This window comes from Enhygromyxa salina (assembly GCF_000737335.2).
In the GTDB taxonomy this organism is placed as follows: Bacteria; Myxococcota_A; Polyangia; order Nannocystales; family Nannocystaceae; genus Plesiocystis; species Plesiocystis salina_C.
This window is the reverse complement of sequence record NZ_JMCC02000146.1, coordinates 1-18510: the sequence shown is the minus strand read 5'-3', so window position 1 is coordinate 18510 and position 18510 is coordinate 1. Positions and strand designations below refer to the sequence as shown.

Genomic DNA, 18510 nt, shown 5'->3' with positions numbered 1-18510 from the left:
GCGGCCGGCGAGTCGGGCGGCGGCTCGAGCTCGGGCAGCAGCGCTGGCAACGGTGGCTCGACGAGGGCGCCCGCCGCCATCACGGCGTCGGCGTCGGCCGAGCTCAGCCCGCTCGGGCCAGCAGACACCTCGTCTTGGGCCAGCAGCAGCAGCTGATCGATGCCAAGGGTCTCACTGGGGAACTCGGGCAAGCGCCCGCGCGCGAGCGGGACGTCGTTCTCGGCGAGCGCGTTGGGCAGCCCTCGAGATCGCACCTGCACGCCTTCGGGGCCGGCAAACAACAGGTCGGGCAAGCTCGCGGGATCGAGGCCGGCGCGCTCGTAGTCGTCGCGATCGCCGAGCATCGACAGGCGCGTGTAGTCACCGAGGACGCGGTTGAGCTTGGCGCTCTGGACGATCCGTCGCCACAGCTGCTTGCGGGCGATCAGCGGCTGGCCTTCAGCCTTGTCCTCGAGCGTGGACACCAAGAACTCGACGCGGGCTTGCTCGAGCGCGCGCCCGACGAGGGGCTCCTCGACGTCGACCAGCGGCACGACCCAGGTCTGCTTGCCGTGGCTCTCTACCGTGACCCGCAGGCCAGCCTCGACGGTCTCGACGTCCGCGAACACCAAGACCTCGTCGTCGGACTGCACGCCATGGACGACCTCCGGGTAGTACCAGCGCGCGCCGGGCACCGAGATCTTGACGTCGTCGTGCACGGTCCGAAGCAGCCGCCGGACGATCTGGCGGGGGCTGTCGGATGCGTCGAGCACCAAGCCCGAACCAGGCAGCTGGCGGACCAAGTGGCGCAGGGTCCAAGCGTCGCGGCGGCCGTGATCGGCGATCACGTCGACGCGCCCAATGTCGGCGTCGGCGAGGTTGGCCACGGTCGCCAGCAGCTGCCCGCGCTCCGACACGCCGGCCGTGGCCATGCCGTCGCTGATCAACAACACCCGCTTGCTGCCGTTGTCCCAGCCGTCGGGCGACTCGTCCTCGTCACCCACTGCAGTCCAAGCCTCGGGGCCGAGCACCCCCGTGCTTTGCTTGGGGCCCCTGAGCTTGCTGACGTGCCGCAGCACGCTGACCAGGTTTGAGGCACCCAGCGCGCTGCGGGCCTGCAGACGCTCGAACGCCCCGCGGTCGATGGCGCCGAGGGGGCCCTCGTAGATGGTCTCGAAGCCCTGATCGAAGGCGATCAGCCGCAGCGGGAGCTGGTTGCCAGTCCACGGCTGCAGGGCCTCGAGCAGCTCGGCGAGCCGCTCGACCTGCTGCCGGTAGCCAACCGCCCGCGAGGCGCTGGTGTCGAACAGGATCGTCAGCTCTTCGATCGGCGCGGCGTGATCGTGGGACAAGGGGTTGATGCGGACGGCGACCTTGCGACCGTTGCGGACCCCGGTGCGGCGCAGCCCCGAGGTTGGCACGACGAAGTCCTCGGTCGCGGTCCAGTCGAAGCGGCGCAGCTCGAGCACCCGCCGGCCGTGCTCGTCCATGCCAAGCTGCTCGGGCAAGCGGTTGCCAGCCCAGACCTCGAGCAAGGGATCGGGCTGGCTGCGCACGACCACGCGGGCGGTGAATCGCGGGATGTCGTGGAGCCCCGCGAGCCGCACACGGTACGCCATGTCGATGTGATCGAAGGTCTGGGTGTAGGACACGATCACACGCTGGACCGACCGGCCCGGTACGTTGGGGAGCGTGACCTCGAAGCGCTGATCCCCGTCGGGGCTGGGATCGATCGCTAGTTTTGCAGGCTCGTGCAGCGAAGGCCGGAGCGCGCCTGGTTTGCGCTCGACGACCTCGGCCTCGCGCCAGGATCCCTCGATCAACGCCGCGAAGCGAGTGACGCGAGCCTTGGCCGGGAGCCGCAGGGACAAGGTCGCGTCGAGCGGGCGCGGCTCGGGGTTCTCGAATTCGAGGTGGAGCTCGGTGAACGCCAGCGGATCTTCGACGGTGCCGCGGACCTCCAGCGAGACCAGCGGCAGATCCGTGCCGTCGCGGCTGAGCATGCGGATCGGGCGGTTGTCTGGCGGCCGAACGTTGTCCAGCTGCAGTCCGCGGCTGAGCCCACCGGCGGGATCCGTGACCGGCGGGGTGTTGCAGGTTGCGGCGGGCAACACCAACAGCAGCAACAACAACCCGACAAAGCCCTGCCACGCCAATGGCCTGCGCCGGGGCTGAGCCACCGGGGCGTCCGTGGTGAGACTCGCGCGCTCACTCCCTTGCATGGGGATCCAACCAGCCACCCCGTGGGCAGCTTCTCACCTTCACGACCGGCAACGCAACCTGAGCGTGGACCAACGTTGGCTTGTTCGCCACGTGAACACATGTACGCAGACACCCACGCGTGTCGGCGCCCGAACAGGAGCCAAGCCAACGCCACCGCTCGCGATCGGGTTCCCGCGAGCGCGAGAGTTCGCTGCCCACGCTGACCCAGTCTACGAAAGGCGTCCGCAAGCGGGCGAGAAGCCCTCGCCCGCGCTGAAAACAACCTGCCGTTTTAGGCTAGCGGCATGCTGGGCAGCAGTCGCGCCAGCACCCGATCGAGCACCGCGAGGTCGATCGGCTTGCTGAGGATCAGGTCGGTCAGCTCGACCAAGCCCGGCTCGGCGTCCGCGACCAGCCCCGTCATCAAGATCCGCGGAAGCTTGGGCCAACGCCTGGCGCACTCGCGCACCAAGCCGGCCCCGTCGAGGACGGGCATGGCCAGATCCGTGAGCACCAGGTCGATGTCGGGGCGCTCGTCGAGCCGAATCAGCGCCTCTTTGCCGTGCTCGGCCATCACGACCTCGTGACCGAGCTGCTCGAGCATCTGGCCCAGGGATCGGCGGACCACAGGATCATCGTCGACCAGCAAGATGATCGAGGGCCGCGCGCCCCCCATGGTGCCGCCCTCGGTCTCGCCAACATGCTCACCGAGCGGCAGCCAGACCGTGAACTTGCTGCCGTGGCCCGGCTCGCTGAGCACCGAGATCTCGCCGTGGTGGCGGCCCACGATGCCGTGGCTGACCGACAGGCCCAAGCCCAACCCCTGGCGCCCCTTGGTCGAGAAGAAGGGATCGAACAGCCGGCGCTGGCTCCCCGCGTCGATGCCGACGCCGGTGTCACCGACCTCGACCCACACGCGATCACCGTCGAGCCCGGTCGAGACCGTCAGGCGGCCGCCCTCGGGCATCGCGTCGAGCCCGTTGAGGATCAGGTTGACGATGACCTCGCACAGCTCGGCGCCGTTGCCGATGATCGGCAAGCGCACTTCGGACGGTGTCCAGTCCAGATCCCACTTGCCGTCGCCGCCTGGGGGATGCCAGCGCGGGCGCGTGAGCGCGACGGCGTTGGCGACGACGTCGGCGAGGTCGGCCGCCTCGAGCGCGTCGGGGTCGCGGGTGCGCGCGAAGCTCTGAATCCTGCGGATCGTCACCGCTGCCCCACGAGAGACCCGCTCGATGACGAGGAGATCTTCGCGGGCCCACTGCGGCAGGTCATCGCTCCGGGCCAAGACCTGGGTGTGCGCGAGGATCGAGGTCAGCGCGTTGTTGAAGTTGTGGGCGACACCCGCCGCGAGCTCGCCAAGCGCCCGCAGCCGCTCGGCCACCCGCTCGCGCTGCTCGACCGTGCGCAGCGCTTCCGAGGCGCGCTTTTTTTCGGTGTAGTCGTGGATGCTGACGACCAGGTGCGCGCCGCCCTCCCCTTCCGCCGCAGGCAGCGGCGAGAACCCCAGATCGACCCAGCGCAGCTCGACGCCCGCTCCATGCAGCGACCACTTGATGATCGACGAGGTGCCGTCGCGCTTGGCGAGCGCGGCGGTCAGCCGCTCGAGTCGCTCCGCCCGGGTCCCGTACGCGTCGTCGCCCGCGGGGTTCAACAGCTCGACGAGCTTGCGGCCGCGCAGCTGATCGCGAGCCAGACCGAACAGCTCTTCCGCGCAGCGGTTGACGCTGCGGACCTCTCCCGTGTCGCAGTCGGCGATCAGCATGCCGTCGTTGGCGAGCTCGAACACCGCGCGGTAGCGGGCCTCTGTCGACATCAGCGCGGCCTCGCGGTCGATCTGCTCGCGGACGTCGCGGACCACCGCGATCACGACGTCTTTGCCAAAGAAGCTGGCCTTCGTGAGCGAGATTTCTTTGGGAAACTCGCTGCCGTCCTTGTGGCGGCTCCACCACGAGAACACCTGCGGCTGCCCGTCGAGAGCCAGGCGCACGGCGTCGAGGGTCGACTCGATGTCGACGCGCCCGGGCGCGCCGAGCAGCGCGGGGCTTGCACCGATGAGTTCTTCACGGGTGTAGCCGTGGATCTCGACGGCTGCGCGGTTGACCTCGAGGAAGCTGCCGTCGCGATCCTGCACGTAGATCGGCTCGGACAAGGCATCGAACAATCCTCGCCAGGTCTCGAAGGCCAGCTTCGGATCATGGCTCGACCCGTCGATTTCCGGCTCGGGTGAGTCCGCGGACATGCCAACACCATAACGCAAGACCGTGCGCCACCGGGAGCCGAGTTGCGCGCCTTGATCGCCCGATCAGCGCGAGGCACCATCCCGCCCGATGACCGACACGCCCGAGGCGCCCACTGACCTCGGCGAGGTCGCCCTCGTGGCCGCCCCCGCGCAGCTGCCCGCTCAACTACACGAGCGCGCGCTCGCCAGTCCGCTCACGCCGCTCGTGACCGCACCGATGACGGTCGATCCCCCGCCGCGGACCAGCGGCGGCCTGCCGAGCGTCGCGGTCGCCCTCGACGATACCCTGCGCAAGGTCGGGACGCGCCAGGGTCTACGCTTGCTGCGGCGAGTCAACCAAGATCCTGGGTTCGCCTGCCCGGGGTGTGCATGGCCCGTTTCCGCGCAGCCCCACCGGATCGCCGTGTGCGAGAGCGGGGTCCGAGCGATCGCCGACGCGCTCGGGCAGCGGCGCGCGGGCCCCCAGCTGTTCGCGACCTACACGATCCCCGAGCTGTCTCGCCGCAGCGACCATTGGCTCAACGCACAGGGCCGCCTGACCCACCCCATGGTTCGGCGACCCACGAGCAACAGCTATGAGCCGATCACCTGGTCCGAGGCGATCGAGCTGATCGCCGCGCAGCTGCGTGACCTGCCTGATCCGAACCGCGCGGTGTTCTACAGCTCGGCGCGGGTCAGCAACGAGGCGGCGTTTTGTTGGCAGCTGCTGGCCCGCGAGCTGGGCACCAACAACCTCGCGAGCAGCTCGCAGCTGTGTCACGAGGCCAGCCGCGTGGCGCTGACGAACACGCTCGGGAGCTGGCGCGGCGGCGTGACGCTCGACGATTTCGCGACCGCCGACGCGATCTTCGTGATCGGACAAAACCCGGCCAGCAACCACCCGCGCATGCTGGAGGCGCTGCGAGCGGCCAAGCTCCGCGGAGCGAAGATCGTCGCCGTCAACCCGCTGCGCGAGGTCGGGCTGGTCCGGTCCCGCGATCCCCGACGTCCTCGCGACTGGTTTGGCAGTGGAACCGAGATCTCCGATCTACTGGTCGCGGTCCGGATCGGGGGGGATCTGGCCTTGTTCGAAGGGCTGTGCAAGGCGGTGATCGAGGCGGGGGCCGTCGATCAGGCGTTCGTGGACGCGCACACCGAGGGGTTCGCGGCGCTCGAGTCCGAGCTCGCGCTCCGATCGTGGGACGACATCGTCGCGCGCAGCGGGGTCGAGCGCGAGCAGATCCAGGCGGCAGCGAACATCTACATCGGCGCCGACAAGACCATCGCGTGCTGGGGGGTCGGCTTGACCCAGCACCGTCGCGGCGTCGATGCGATCGAGCAGCTGCTGAGCCTGTTGTTGCTGCGTGGCAACGTTGGCAAGCGTGGGGCGGGGCCGCTGGCGGTGCTCGGGCACAGCAACACTGCCGGCTGCTGGACCATGGGCGTGACCGCGCGACCGGACGACGCGCTGCTCGCCGGCCTCGAGCGCGCGACGGGGGTGACCATGCCGCGCGAGCCTGGGCTCGACGTCGGCGACTCGCTCGCGGCGATGCAGCGCGGGGAGATCGACGTGTTGTTTGGGCTTGGCGGCAACTTGCTCTCGGCGGGCCCCGACACTGAAGCGCTCGCGGCCGGCATCCGCCGCACGCGGTTGACGGTTCAGATCAGCACCAAGCTCAACCGCTCGCACCTGATCACTGGCGAGACCGCGCTGATCTTGCCGTGTCTCGCGCGCATGGAAGCGGGCGAAGACGCCCTGCAATGGTCGAGCTTCGAGGACGCGACGGGGCGCGTGCGGGCCTCGGTCGGCCAAGAGCGACCGGTCGCGAACGGCCTGAGGTCGGAGGTCGAGATCCTAGCGGAGCTCGGCGCGGCGCTGGCCCCAAGCTCCCCGGTGCGGTGGGCCTCGCTGGCCCGGGATCACGACCGTATTCGCGAGCTGATCGCGGCCGGGCTCCCAGACTGCGACGCGTTCGCCACCGAGCTGCGCCCCGGTCAACCGCTGCAGTTGTCGAGCCCGACCCGGGCCCGGCGGTTTGCTACGGCCAGCGGCAGGGCCCAGCTCACGAGCGCCCCGCGTGACCCCGCCATCCACCACCCGGAGGGCGCGCTGCTGCTGACCAGCGTTCGGAGCCATGATCAGCACAACACCACGATCTACGGACTCGGCGATCGCGAGCGCGGGATCCAAGGCTATCGGCGCCTGGTGCTGATGAACCTCGCCGACATGCAGCGGCTGGAGATCGACCCCTATGAGCAGATCGAGCTCATCGGTCACTTTGACGGAGTCGAGCGACGCGCCCCCAAGTGGGTGGTCGTGCCGCACCACGTACGAAAGGGCTGTGTGGCGGCTTACTTTCCCGAGGCGAATGTACTTGTCCCAGCGGCGGCTCGGGACCCGCGATCGGGGACGCCCAGCTTCAAGTCCGTGGTCGTGACGATCGTGAAGCAGCCCGTCCCCGCCGGCAGGTAACGGGGTTTTCACGTTGCCTGCCCGCCCAGCGCCCGCGCTGCCTCCCGCCGGCATCGGGTACGATTGCGGTAGCGACGCATGCTTTGCAGCCCGGGCGCTGCGGCACCACACGACATACAATGCAATTTCTGAAGTAGTTGTCCGAACGACGCAGCTGGCCGGCATTAACCTTTGTCGGTCCCTTTCTTGACCGATGACCCTGCCGCCCAACAGCCCGTCATGTGCATCTGTCATCGAGACCGCGATCCGCGGGTTGAGCGACGCCGATTGGTCTCGGCTGCGGCAGGCCGCGCGGATCCTGGCCTGGAAGGTGCCTTCGGTCGACGCCGAGGCCTTGCTGTTCGACGCGCTCGAGCGAACGCTGGACGGACGTCGCCGCTGGAAGCCGGCCGCCGTCGACTTCATCGGTCACCTCGTTGGGGTCATGCGCAGTGTGTCGACACACGAGGCCGCCCGGCGGGGGCTCGACACGATCGCGCTGACCTCGAGCATGGACGCGATCGGCGTGGGAAACCCCGAGGACGCGCTGTCGGCCGAGCAACAAATTCGCCGGCTCCGCGCCTACTTTGGCGAGCGCAACGACGACCAGGCCCTGCGGGTGCTCGATGCCATGGAGCTCGGCTGCGACGGACCTGCGATCCGCATGCAGCTCGACCTCGCGCAGACGCAGCTCGAGACGATCGTGCGAAGGATACGTCGGGCCGCCCACCGGGTGCTCCCGGCCTGATCGGGGGGGCGTGCCCATGAGCCCGCTGCCCACGGTGAACCCATCTGCGAAGGCGTCCGCGAGCGAGCGAGACGCCCCCGCCCGCGCTGAGATCAGCCTTCCGCACAAGACCCGCCAGTTCGTCGACGCCCTCGCGTCGGCCGTGCTGCAAGCGGACGACAGCGAGATCGCCGAGCAGGCGGCCGCGGCCGGCGAAGACACCTCCAGCGCCGCCGCGGCCCTCCGCGAGGGCTTCCTCGCTCGGGTCGCAGTCGCCCGGGCACGCGAACTCCAGACGGCGACCCAAGACCACGCCGCTGGCGGCCGCGCTGCCGAGCACCGTGCGCCTGAGTTGCCCGCCCGCCCACAGCCCGCACCCGCCCGCGGGCAGCCTGACACTGAAGGTTCAGAGACCCCCAGCGAGCGTCGGCGGCACGACTCTCAGGAGACGCCGATGACGATCGGCCGCTACCCGATCCTGCGGCGTCTTGGCGCGGGCGGCATGGGGGTGGTCTACGCGGCCTACGACGAGGTCCTGGATCGACGACTCGCGGTCAAGGTGCTCCACGACCACGAGTGGGACATCGACGGCCGCCACCGCGAGCGGCTCCTGCGTGAGGCCCAGGCCATGGCCAAGGTCGCGCACCCCAACGTGATCACGGTGCACGAAGTCGGTGCGGCGGGCGACCAGCTGTTCATCGCCATGGAATTCGTGTCGGGGCCCACGCTCAAAGAATGGGCCAGCTCCAAGCGACGCGGCTGGCGTGAGCTGGTCCCGGTGTTCTGCCAAGTCGCTGACGGGCTCGCGGCCCTCCACGACGCCGGTCTGGTTCACCGCGACGTCAAGCCCTCCAACGTGATCATCGGCGATGACGGGCGCGCGCGCGTGCTCGATCTCGGCCTCGTGGGCGCGGACCGGCTCGAGTTTGTCCAGACCGGTAGCGAGGTCAGCAAGCACAGGGCAGACGACAGCCAAGCGGGGTCCAGCGCGAGCTCGTCGAGGAGCGGGAGCTCATCCTCGATCAACCGCATCACGGGGCCGCTCACCAAGACTGGCGAGCGCGTTGGGACCCCGGCCTACATGTCGCGCGAGCAATTTCTGGGCCTCGAGCCCACCGCAAAGTCGGACATTTTCTCGCTGTGCGTCGCGCTGTATGAGGCGCTGCACCACGTCCACCCGTTCAAGTCCAAAGCCAAGTCCTTCGCCGAGCTGCAGGCCAACGTCGTCAACGGCCGGATCGCCGCGCCGCCCAGCACCAGCTCGGTGCCGACGTGGCTCCACGCCCTGGTCGTGAGCGGGCTGGCGCCCGATCCCAACGATCGGCCCGCGTCAATGCGGGCGCTCAGCGTCGCGCTGGCCAAGGATCCCAGCCGGGTTCGACGTCGGTGGATCGGCACGCTCGCGATCGCCGGGCTCGCGGCGCTCGGCGGTGTGCTGGTCGCACAGGGCCAAGCTCCCGCGCCGCTCCCCACCTGCGACGGCGCCGAACAGAGCCTCGCCACGGTCTGGGACAGCGACCGCGCGGCCAAGATCCAAGCGGCCTTGCGCGCCAGCGATCGCCCCTATGCGGAGGCGCTCGGCGATCGGATCACCGCAAGCCTCAACGACTACGCGCACGCATGGTCGAGCGCCCACCTTCGCGTGTGCCACGAGCACCGCCGCGGCGAGCACTCCGACGCGCTGCTCGACGCCCGCATGGCGTGCCTCGATCGCGGGCGCTTGGCCCTGGCCGAGACCGTCCAAATCCTCTCGGCGGCCGACGGCGAGGTCGTTGATCACGCCGGGCACATGGTCGCCAAGCTCCCACGCCTCGACGCCTGCGACGACCTCGCGGCCATGGCCGCCCGGGATAAGCCACCCACCGACCCCGGCGTCGCGGCGCTGGTGCTGCAGCTCGAGTCCAGCCTGGTGCGGGCCGAGACCCTCGCCTACGCCGGCCGGATCGCCGAAGCGACCGAGCTCGCCCGGTCCGTCGCAACCCAAGCGGTGGCGCTCGAGTTGCCAGCGACGCAGGCCAAGGCGCTGCTCAGCGAGGCTCGAGCGTCGCTCGTCCTTCAGCTCGATCGTGGGTCGAGCGGCGCGCTGCTCGACCGCGCCCTGGCAATCTCGATCGCGCAGGGCCTCGATCCGCTCGCAGCCGAGGCGATGATCCGGCGGGTCTACGTGCGCGGCCTCGCCATTGGTGGGGGCGAGTCCGCGATCGCCGACCTCGCGATCGCCGACGCCATGCTCGTGCGGTCTGGCGACGACCCAGAGCTGCGCGCGCTGCTGCTCAACAACGCGGGCACGGTGCGGCTCGCCGCCGGTGATCGGGTCGGTGCGCGGGCCGACTTCGAGCAGGCGCTGGTCCTCAAGGAGCGGCTGTTTGGCGACAAGCACCTCGAGATCGCGGTCGGCCTCGCCAACCTCGGCATGGTCACGAGCGAAGCGGACGAACAGTCGGAGATCCACGCCCGCATGATCGACATCTACGAGCGGCGCGTGGGCCCCGAGCACCCGTGGACCCTAGACGCGCGGCTGCTCGCGGCCTTCCACATGGCGGACCCCGAGCGCGCCGGCGCCAGCCTGCGCGAGCTGTGTCCTCGCTTTGTCGCGATCGCAGAGGCCAGGCTCGCCGGGGAGTGCGAGTTTGGCCGTGGTCGGCTCGAGCTCACGCGGGGCCGACCCGAGCTGGCTCGGGCCGCGTTCCTCGCCGCCCGCGACCAGCTCGATCCAAACGACGATCGGAAGCTGCTGATCAACGCGTACTCATACGTCGGGCATGGCGGAGCCGAGGAGCTCGTGGGCCCCGCGATCACCGAGCTGCATGCGCTGATCGAGCGCGTGGACGACGACACCGATCGCGAGGCCGCGGGCGCAGAGTGGTGGATCCGCGTCGAGCAGGCCGAGCGGCGCCTCGTGCTCGCTGAGCTGCTTGTGGACGACCCCGATCGCGCCGCCGGCTTGCTCGAGCGCTCGCTCGCCGAGCTCGAGGCGATCACCGACGAGGCCCCACCGCTCGAGCGCGAGCGGCTGCTCGCCAGCACCCAGACCGCGCTCGCCCAAGTACTCGGAGCAGGCGGCGGCGCAGGCGGCGGCGCAGGCGGCGGCACTCCGTGGTCTCGGGTCACTGCGCTCACAGCCGCCGCCCGAACCTACTACCAACGCTGGCCAAGCGCCTACGCGCGTCGACTCGACGTTCTCGACATGCTCGAGGCCCAGTCCCCATGACCACAACCTCACAGCCCCCCACGAAGACGATTTCATGACCAGCTCACTACGCTTTCTTGGCACCTTCAACCTCCCCGCTCAGGCCGTCATGGCTTGCGCCCTGACTTGTGGACTGGCTCCGCTCGCAGGCTGTGACGAAGCACAGCCCGACGACGACACCGAGCTGCGCGGTCTGAGCTACGACTGCCCGCGGTGGCGGTGTGGCTACAACACCTCGGAGGTCAACGGGAAGTCGCTGCAAGAGCTGCACCTGGGCGGGCTCGCCAACGCCGACGGGGTCAAGCTCGTGGGCTTCTTTCCCCCGGCGGGCCTGCTGCTCAACTGGACCCTCACGACCGAGGGCGACGCGTTGGTTGCCCGCGGCGGCCTGTTCGGTAAGGGCAAGCTGCGCGGGCACGCACTGGTTGGTTCGATCCTGCTCCTGCGCGTCGAATCCAACCTGCTCGTCCCTGTCGTGATCGCCGGCTATGAAGAGGTCGACTCGTGGGCGACCGACGGTGCCCCCCAGGCTGCGTACGCGCTGATCTATCCCGACCTCGCCCAGCCCTTGCTGCAAAAGAGCGTCTGCAAGGGCTCGCTCATCGATCCGCTGCAGGCATCAGTCGTGATCCTGGCCGGCGAGCGCTACGACCTCGAGACCAAGACCGTGATCCCCAACCAGAGCAACTGGATCACCTTGGCCTGTGCTGGTTCGGCGGCCGCCAAGATGGCGCTGCTCGGCTACGGCCCTCACGCCAACTTCGACGACAGCGGCGCGCCCGCCAGCCCAGCCCAGCGCCAAGCCACCTTGAAAATGATCACCGCTGACTACTGCGGTGACGGCCTCGCCTACACGGTCGACGGGACCGAGCTCATCTGGGAGAACCAGAGCGGCACCGTCGTGCCGACAACCACCTCGGATCTGAGCGCCCCCGAGGCGATCTGGACCGACGCGGGCGCGCTGTGCCTGGACGTTCCGCGCGCGGCTGATCCAAGCGAAGTCGCCTGCGCGCTGCCAAGCTGCGACAGCCTGAGCCTCGACGACGGCGAGTGGGCGTCCTACGCGGTGTGGGGCAACTAGAGCCCCACTAGTGCCGCACCCCCGCGCCGCACAAACCGTGTAGCCTCCGTCACGTGCGACCCCCCGCGTTGTTCCTCGCCGGCACGTTCGCGTTCGCGTTCGCGTGCCAGAGCCCGCCGTCCAAGTCAGACCCCGCCGCGACTGCAGCCGAGCCAGGCCCTGGCGGATCCGGATCCGCCAGCCCTGCCGCGGATCCCGTATGTGCAGCGGAGCCGCTGCAGGCCGAGCTGGGCTCCTACTGTGAGTTCGACCTGGGCGTGCCCGCCATCGAGCTGCCCAAGGTCACGTGGACAGCAGACAGCTACCACCCCCTGGCGACTCGCGTCATCACCTTGGACGAGAACGGCCTCACCGATCCAGAGGGCCAAGGCACCGTCTCGATCCAGGCATGGCTGGCCGATCCTCCCCGACGGATCCCCGAACCAGGCGAGATGACCCTGGCGATCGCCGCTGACCTCCCCGCCTCGACCGTCGCCGAGCTGTGGCGCGGCCTCGCAGCCGTCGGCCGCACCGAGGTCCGCGTGCTCGTCCACGTCGCCGACGACCGCCCGATCCCGCAGCCCCGCAACCCCGACATGCTCGCCGACATGCGAGCCGAGCTCCCCCCCGACCCCAACGATCGCGTCGTGTTCGTCGCCAAAGGGGTACGCGGCTACGCCAACAATTGCCCCCCTCTCGCCAGCATCTTCGGCGAGCTCGGCAACGTCGCCCCCGGCGACCGCTGTACCAAGCTCGCCGAGCTAGCCTCCGCCGCCGTCGTGGAGTGTGGATGCGTGAAGCTCCCCGACATCATGACCCTCCTCTACGCCCTCACGATCGGCTTCACCCCGCCCACCGGCCGCGCAGCCGCGGTCCCGATCCGCCTGGATCCCGGCAGCAAGGTCGCCCCGCCCCTGACCACGACCTGGGCCGAAGTCGTCACCGCCAACCTACGCAACGACGGCCTCCACCAGCTCTGGATCGACGCCGTCGCCCCCCCTGCATACGGCTACAAGCCACCGTCCGAATGACCCGCTTCATTCCTCTGATCCTCGTACGCGACCGATCCCCGCATATACAACGACAACCGCCCTCAACGGCACTCGCATGCGTGGCGAGCTGATACCGATTGCCGGCTTTGGCTGAATTCGTTCTATCCGTCTGCTACCCAATTCTATCATCGACCAACGCGCCGCCGAGTCCAAGTTCGAGCTTGCGGATCAGTGAGGGCGATCAAGCTCATCTATCAGGGTCGCAAGCACCCGCTCGAGCAGCCTCAGTTCCGCGGGGGAGCGTCCGATCAGCAGGCCGCTGATGCGGGCGACCTCTTCAGTGACACCGCCAAGCTCGAAGCTCCCGAACAACGCCGCGATCGAGAGACCCAGGCCCTTGCAGACCTTGCGTAGCGTTCGCAATGACGGCGAGAAATCCTGATGCTCGAGCCGCCGGATCGTGTCGGCCGCGAGCCCGCTCCGGTCGGCCAGCTCCTCTTGGGTCAGGCGCCGAACCTCGCGGAGACGTTTGACGTGAGCGCCGAACGAGTCTGGCTTGTCGGGTTTGTCCATGACATTGGCCGTCATTGGGCGAGCGTCAACCTTGGACTCATCCGGTGCAGCGCCGTCAGCAGGGCCGCTTGGCGAGCCTCCGTTGCCAGCGCGAGGGCCAGTTCACACGGGGGCGCCCGCTGTTGCCCGGTCCCCGATACCGGTACCCGCGTCGACGCGTCGTGCTGTGTGCCCCTCACCGGACGGTGAGCCCGCGGCTCCGTGTTTCGTTGCAAAGAAAATCAAAAAAAATCGCGGAGCTTGCGAAGCGCCCGCGCGTGGATGCTGCGCACGGTTGGTTCGCGTCGGCCGATAGCGTCAGCGATCTCACCAAACGGCAGGTCGTCCCCGTAGCGCATGCGCATCACGGTTCGCTCGCGCGTCGTGAGCTTCTCGACCGCCGCCCAGACCTGCTGCAGGAGCTCCAGCGTGGCCAGCTTGTCGCTGGGGCTCGTGCGACGGTCGGCCAAGTCCGACCCGCAGGTGATCGCCTCAATGAGTGCGCGCCCCCGAACCCGGTAGACCCGTCGCCGAATGGCCTGGCACATGTACGGCCGCGCCGTCGTGCCCCGAAGGGTAGCGGGTGGCCGGAGGATCATCTGCATCACGACGTGTTGCCCGATCTCATCGGCGTCGCTCTTCGCCCCCTGGTCTTCAGCGTAGAATCGCGCCCAGTCTGCGTGCTTCTCAGCGAAGATCTCACGAGCCTGGTGATCCCCCTCCCGAATCCGCGCCAGCAGGTCTGCATCCGTCGGGTACAACACACCAGCCGTCCTAGCAGAGTCGCCCCTTGGTAGTCGAGAACAGCCGCTCAATTGACCGCAAGTTCGCGGGGGCGCGATTGATGGCCAAGTGCGGTGGGCCCCATTCCCCGGTGCTCGTGGGCGAGCGCTTCGAGCTCGTGCGCGAGATCGGAGCCGGCGGATACGGCCGGGTCTACGAGGCCCACGACCGCGATCTGGACCGGCGCGTGGCCGTGAAGGTGCTGGACCTCGGCGACAGCGACGTCGCGCTGCGCGAGGGGAAGGCGCTCGCGGAGTTCCACCACGACCACGTCGTGGCGATCTACGATCACGGTGTTGGGCCCGACTACCGCTACTTCGTGTTGCAGTATGTAGAGGGCCCGCCGCTGCACGTCTGGTGCCGCGACAACACGGCCGCGAAGGCGATCGTCGGCGTGTATATGCAGGCGGGGGCCGGACTCGCGGCGATTCACGCGAAGGGCCTCGTTCATGGCGACTTCAAGCCGGCCAACGTTCGGGTTGGCCCGGAGGGTAAAGCGGTCGTCCTCGACTTTGGCCTCGCGCGGCATCACGACACGCTCGAACGCGACCGCGAAGCCGAGGACCCGCCGGTGTTCCGTGGGACGCTGGACCACGCGCCACCCGAGCGACTGCTGGGGAAGCCTAGCGATGCGCGCTCGGATCAGTTCTCGTTCTGCGTTGCGCTGTGGGAGGCGTTGACCGGCGTCAACCCGTTTGGTGCGTGCACCGAGGCGACGACGATCGATGAGCGCGTGTTCGCGTTGGCGCTTGGGCTGGAAGGGAGGCCGCCGGGGTCCCGGCGGGTGGAGCGGGCGCTGCGTCGCGGGCTGTCGATGCAACCGGAGGAGCGGTTCCCCAGCATGCAGGCGTTGCTCGCCGCGCTGAGCCCGAAGCCCCGACGGCGGTGGAGCTGGCGGGAGATGCTGATCGCGGGGGGTGCCTGCGTGATGCTGGGCGGTCTGATGACGCTGCTGGTGCTGCCGCGAGGCGGGGGATCGCTGGAGTTCGTGACCGACACGCAGATCAGGTGGGCGGGGCAAGAGGCGATCCTGGCCGCCAACGAGGGCAACGTGGACGGAGCCCTGCGGCGGCTCGAGGCCGCAAAGCGTGCGCAAATCAGCGACGAGTCATCTCGTGAACTGGCGTTGGCGAGTGAGGACGTCGCACTAGAGTTCGAGCGGCAGGAGCTACTTCAGGACGCTCTGCTCGCGTGGCAGTTGGCTATTCTCTTCGCGCGTGACGTGGGTGACCTGAAGTTGGAACAACAAGCCCAGAGCCAGTTTGATGCTGTCGCCGCGCTAATCTACGTCAACTCCGCGTCGTAACAGGTCACTGTGCCGTCCTCATTGCAGACACCATCGTGGCACCAATAGTGAACTCCCCCACAACCACCGCCCGGCCAGCATGGTCCGCCGTTCTCACAGCAAATCGTATACGCTTGCGAGTCGTCGTGCGGCACATAGTCGACACACAACCCGGCGCCGCAAGCATCATCTAGCGGGATGTATGCAGACACCGTCCCCAACTGGGGGTCCACAACCTCGCCATAGATCACCGTGAACGCCTTCGTTCCCGCCAAACAAGGTGCCGTGCCCTTCAACCGAACCACGTTGCTCGCGGGACTATAGCAGACGTCGGCGAGCAGCTTGGGAACGTTGGCCGGTGTGTACTCGCATGCCCCGGGCACTGACGTGCACAAATGGCGATACTCTGCATCGGCAGTGAGTGGGACGGCGATCAGCGCGAGCGTGAGAACTGTCAGGGTGGTCCGTTGCATGGATCCGAGCCTACTCTTGAATTGGATTTCCTGCCGGGCTTTGCCCCTCGCCTCAGAGATGCTCGCCAGAGAACGCCGCACCGGATCGATGCCCGCGGATCACCTCTCGACGATGGGTGGGGCCGGCGACCACCCAGACTTGCCTCGGCCGGGTTGTGAGCGTGGACGCGGATGGGTGACGCGAGTCACCCCGATGCCGCGGCTTCCGCCAGGATGAAGGTCGAGCGGCAAACAGGCGACGACGTGCAATCCGGACGAGCCCGAGTGCTGCCGACCCACAGCAGCGCAGGTGCGCCCCTCGCCTCGATCTGTCACCGCGAGCATCGCCATCGACTAGCGAGGCTGCACCACTGGACTGAGGTCAGTACCGTCCTCCCTACGCGACCATGGGGGTCACGGCGCATCCAATGCGTGTCGCACTTCGTAGGTGGTTCCATCGCGCGTGTAGCGGATTGTGGAGGTTTCGGTATCTCGGTCGATGATGAGTTTGGCGCCGACGAGGTCCTCGTAGTCTGGGCTTAGCTGACCGTAAAGGTTCAGGATCTTGTACTCGCCGGACTCCACCAGAGGACGCTCGCCACAGCCGGAGAAATCTATGCAGCTTGCGAGTTGGGTGAGGCTCAGTGCGCAAACAAGTGCGCTTGCGAGGCAGGTTGTTAGTCGATCAGCCATCGCTACTTCTCCTTTTCCAGTTCAAGAGATTCGTCTGCGAAGTACAGGCCCAGGCCCTCGATCTCGGGGTCGAGGTTCGACCAGCGTTCTTGCTCCTGGGCAACGTCGTCATCAGGACCATCGACGACGGCAACGATCGGGTTGGTGAGTTCAAGTGTTTCACCAGGCAGACACGACACTGCACCTTGGGCCGGCGCGCTGAACATCACCGTTGTCGTGGCGAATGCGGCGAAGAGCAGCGCGATACGGCGTGCAGTACGTCGTGGCGCCGTCTGAATTGTCACTTTTGCTGTGTGCATTCTCGGGGTCCTGTGCGGTCGAGACGTCACCGGGACGTCCCAAAGAATTCGTAGTTGGTCGCGCTCCAGCTCGCTCGAGTGGGCTTTCGCGCGGCAAGCTCGCGAGTCGAGTCCTTGTCCGCTACCTTGGCGCCACTAAGGCGCTTGTCTCCAATCGCGTTAATGTTGTGGGAGATTTCATGTAGCATGATGCCGCCAAAGTCCTCGGTGTCGAGCTTCGTCTGTGGCGTACCATCCTGGCGAAATAGGCCACCTTTGTCGTTCTTGCATACGCGAATCCACGCGTGCCAAGAGGACAGCGTCCACGCCGCCGCCTTCGGCGGGCCGCAGAAGATGCCGGTGCTGCGGCACTTGAAGGTGATCACGTTCTTCGAGCAGCGCCGCACGATCTTGCGGAAGTTCCACTTGATCCGGTGAAAGCGGGTGTTGTCGTACTTTCCCCACCACTCGCGGCCATCGTTCTTGTAGTTGTTCCAGTCAGCCTTTCGTCGCTTGCGCTTGCGACCTGCCTGTCCGTTGAACCAGTCCCGTGACAGCCGCCCTTGGCGCTCGGCTTCGTCGAGCCAGTCCTCGATGTTTGCCCTGGCGCCCGCGTGGCAGTTCTTGATCTTCGGCTTCTTCGCCTCGCCAGTCGGATCTGTGGCGCTGCCGGGCGCGTTCGTGACGTAGGTGTAGCCGTTGCCCAGGTTCTCCTCGTCGGCCCAGATCCCCAGGGTGTCGCGGGTGATGAAGCGGCCGGAGATCGGGTCGAGGTGGCGCGTGCGCAGATCGTAGAGCCCGAGCTCGGCGAGCCACCGCCGACCGGCGAACAGATAGGGGTTGCCGCTGTATGAATCCGGCACTGGGGCGCCGGCCCAGAATAAGCTGGGTTCACCGAAGTCCTGGTACGCGTAGCGCTCGATCCACAGCGGCCCAACCGCGGGCTTGTGCGCCAGCGCGGTCGTCGAGCCGCTCTCGTCGTCGTAGAACCACCAGGAGTTGCCGCGGATCATCTGCAAGCGGTCGTCGAGGCCGTCGCCGTAGAGATACGTGGCGCTTGGGGTCGGGTCGTCGTTGGCATACTCCTCGATCACGTTCCAGTCGTCGTAGATGTAGTGCTCGGTGAACGCCGCGCCGCCTTCCGACCAGGTCGCGCGGATCTTGCGACCGAGCGCGTCGTAGGCGAAGCGCACGGCGGTGTCCTCGGGCTCGCCCGTGTGAAGCACGACCCCGACCAGCCGCCCGCGGTGGTCATACTCGAGCTCGCGGTCAGCCCCGGGGTTGGCGGTCGCGCGGGTCTGCACGAGGTTGCCGGCGCTGTCGTGCGCCCAGTCTTCGCAGGGCGTCTGCGTGTATTCGTTCAGCGCTGCGTCGAGGCTGTAGGTCCCGGCGCAGGTGGCTCCCGTGACGTTGGTCCTGTTCCCGCCGCCATCGAGCTCGTAGCTGACCGTGCGGTCTGTGGCGACGCTGCCCGCGACCTCGCTGCCGACCATGCGACCGAGCGAGTCGTGGATCATCGATCGAGATCCGCTGATCTGGCCGCTCCCCAGGTTGTGCTCGGACTGCTTGTTGTCGGCCTCGTCGAAGCCGTAGGTGCGGCTGTCGATCACCTCGCCGCCGAGCTCGACGTGCTCGCTGGCGACC

General features: G+C 68.1%; 13 protein-coding genes. 6 read left to right on the top strand and 7 right to left on the bottom strand.

The annotated features are described in order from the left end of the window. Together DB30_RS37180 and DB30_RS37175 are read right to left on the bottom strand one after the other, a co-directional pair. On the bottom strand, nucleotides 1–2159 hold a 2159-nt coding region (locus DB30_RS37180), incomplete at its 3' end, for a VIT domain-containing protein (protein WP_165704122.1). 314 nt (nucleotides 2160–2473) lie between these two features. Then, entirely contained in the window at nucleotides 2474–4423 is a 1950-nt protein-coding gene (locus DB30_RS37175; protein ID WP_052558201.1) for a PAS domain S-box protein, read from the bottom strand. An 88-nt stretch (nucleotides 4424–4511) separates the two neighbouring features. Here DB30_RS37175 and DB30_RS37170 point away from each other — a divergent pair, with 88 nt between their 5' ends. From DB30_RS37170 to DB30_RS37150, 5 genes are all read left to right on the top strand, one after another. After that, nucleotides 4512–6875, top strand: a complete 2364-nt coding sequence (locus DB30_RS37170; RefSeq protein WP_052558199.1) for an FdhF/YdeP family oxidoreductase — start codon at nucleotides 4512–4514, stop codon at nucleotides 6873–6875. Nucleotides 6876–7068: 193 nt separating this feature from the next. Continuing rightward, nucleotides 7069–7602 (top strand): hypothetical protein, encoded by a 534-nt coding sequence (locus DB30_RS37165; RefSeq protein ID WP_052558197.1) that lies wholly within the window; start codon nucleotides 7069–7071, stop codon nucleotides 7600–7602. 34 nt (nucleotides 7603–7636) lie between these two features. Then, nucleotides 7637–10792 carry a serine/threonine-protein kinase gene (locus tag DB30_RS37160; RefSeq protein ID WP_146662357.1) on the top strand — a complete coding sequence of 1052 codons (3156 nt, stop codon included), beginning with the start codon at nucleotides 7637–7639 and terminating at the stop codon, nucleotides 10790–10792. 34 nt (nucleotides 10793–10826) lie between these two features. After that, complete coding sequence (locus DB30_RS37155; RefSeq protein ID WP_052558193.1) at nucleotides 10827–11852, top strand: ADYC domain-containing protein; 1026 nt, start codon at nucleotides 10827–10829, stop codon at nucleotides 11850–11852. Nucleotides 11853–11905: 53 nt separating this feature from the next. After that, nucleotides 11906–12862, top strand: coding sequence for a hypothetical protein (locus tag DB30_RS37150; RefSeq protein WP_146662355.1), 957 nt, complete (start codon nucleotides 11906–11908; stop codon nucleotides 12860–12862). A 189-nt stretch (nucleotides 12863–13051) separates the two neighbouring features. On the opposite strand, the gene DB30_RS37145 is transcribed toward DB30_RS37150, so the two are convergent. Then, nucleotides 13052–13411, bottom strand: coding sequence for a helix-turn-helix domain-containing protein (locus DB30_RS37145; RefSeq protein WP_146662353.1), 360 nt, complete (start codon nucleotides 13409–13411; stop codon nucleotides 13052–13054). Between the two features lie 206 nt (nucleotides 13412–13617). After that, nucleotides 13618–14139, bottom strand: a complete 522-nt coding sequence (locus DB30_RS37140; protein WP_052558187.1) for an RNA polymerase sigma factor — start codon at nucleotides 14137–14139, stop codon at nucleotides 13618–13620. Between the two features lie 110 nt (nucleotides 14140–14249). On the opposite strand from DB30_RS37140, the gene DB30_RS37135 reads away from it, so the two are divergent. After that, a complete protein-coding gene (locus tag DB30_RS37135; RefSeq protein ID WP_052558184.1) occupies nucleotides 14250–15464 on the top strand; it encodes a serine/threonine-protein kinase in 1215 nt (404 codons plus the stop codon). Nucleotides 15465–16309: 845 nt separating this feature from the next. On the opposite strand, the gene DB30_RS37130 is transcribed toward DB30_RS37135, so the two are convergent. The 3 genes from DB30_RS37130 to DB30_RS37120 form a co-directional block, all read right to left on the bottom strand. Continuing rightward, entirely contained in the window at nucleotides 16310–16588 is a 279-nt protein-coding gene (locus DB30_RS37130) for a hypothetical protein (RefSeq protein ID WP_146662346.1), read from the bottom strand. Nucleotides 16589–16590: 2 nt separating this feature from the next. Continuing rightward, on the bottom strand, nucleotides 16591–16887 hold the full coding sequence (locus tag DB30_RS37125; protein ID WP_146662344.1) for a hypothetical protein: 297 nt from the start codon (nucleotides 16885–16887) through the stop codon (nucleotides 16591–16593). A 26-nt stretch (nucleotides 16888–16913) separates the two neighbouring features. After that, the coding region (locus DB30_RS37120) for an RHS repeat protein (protein ID WP_146662343.1) at nucleotides 16914–18510 on the bottom strand (1597 nt) is incomplete at its 5' end.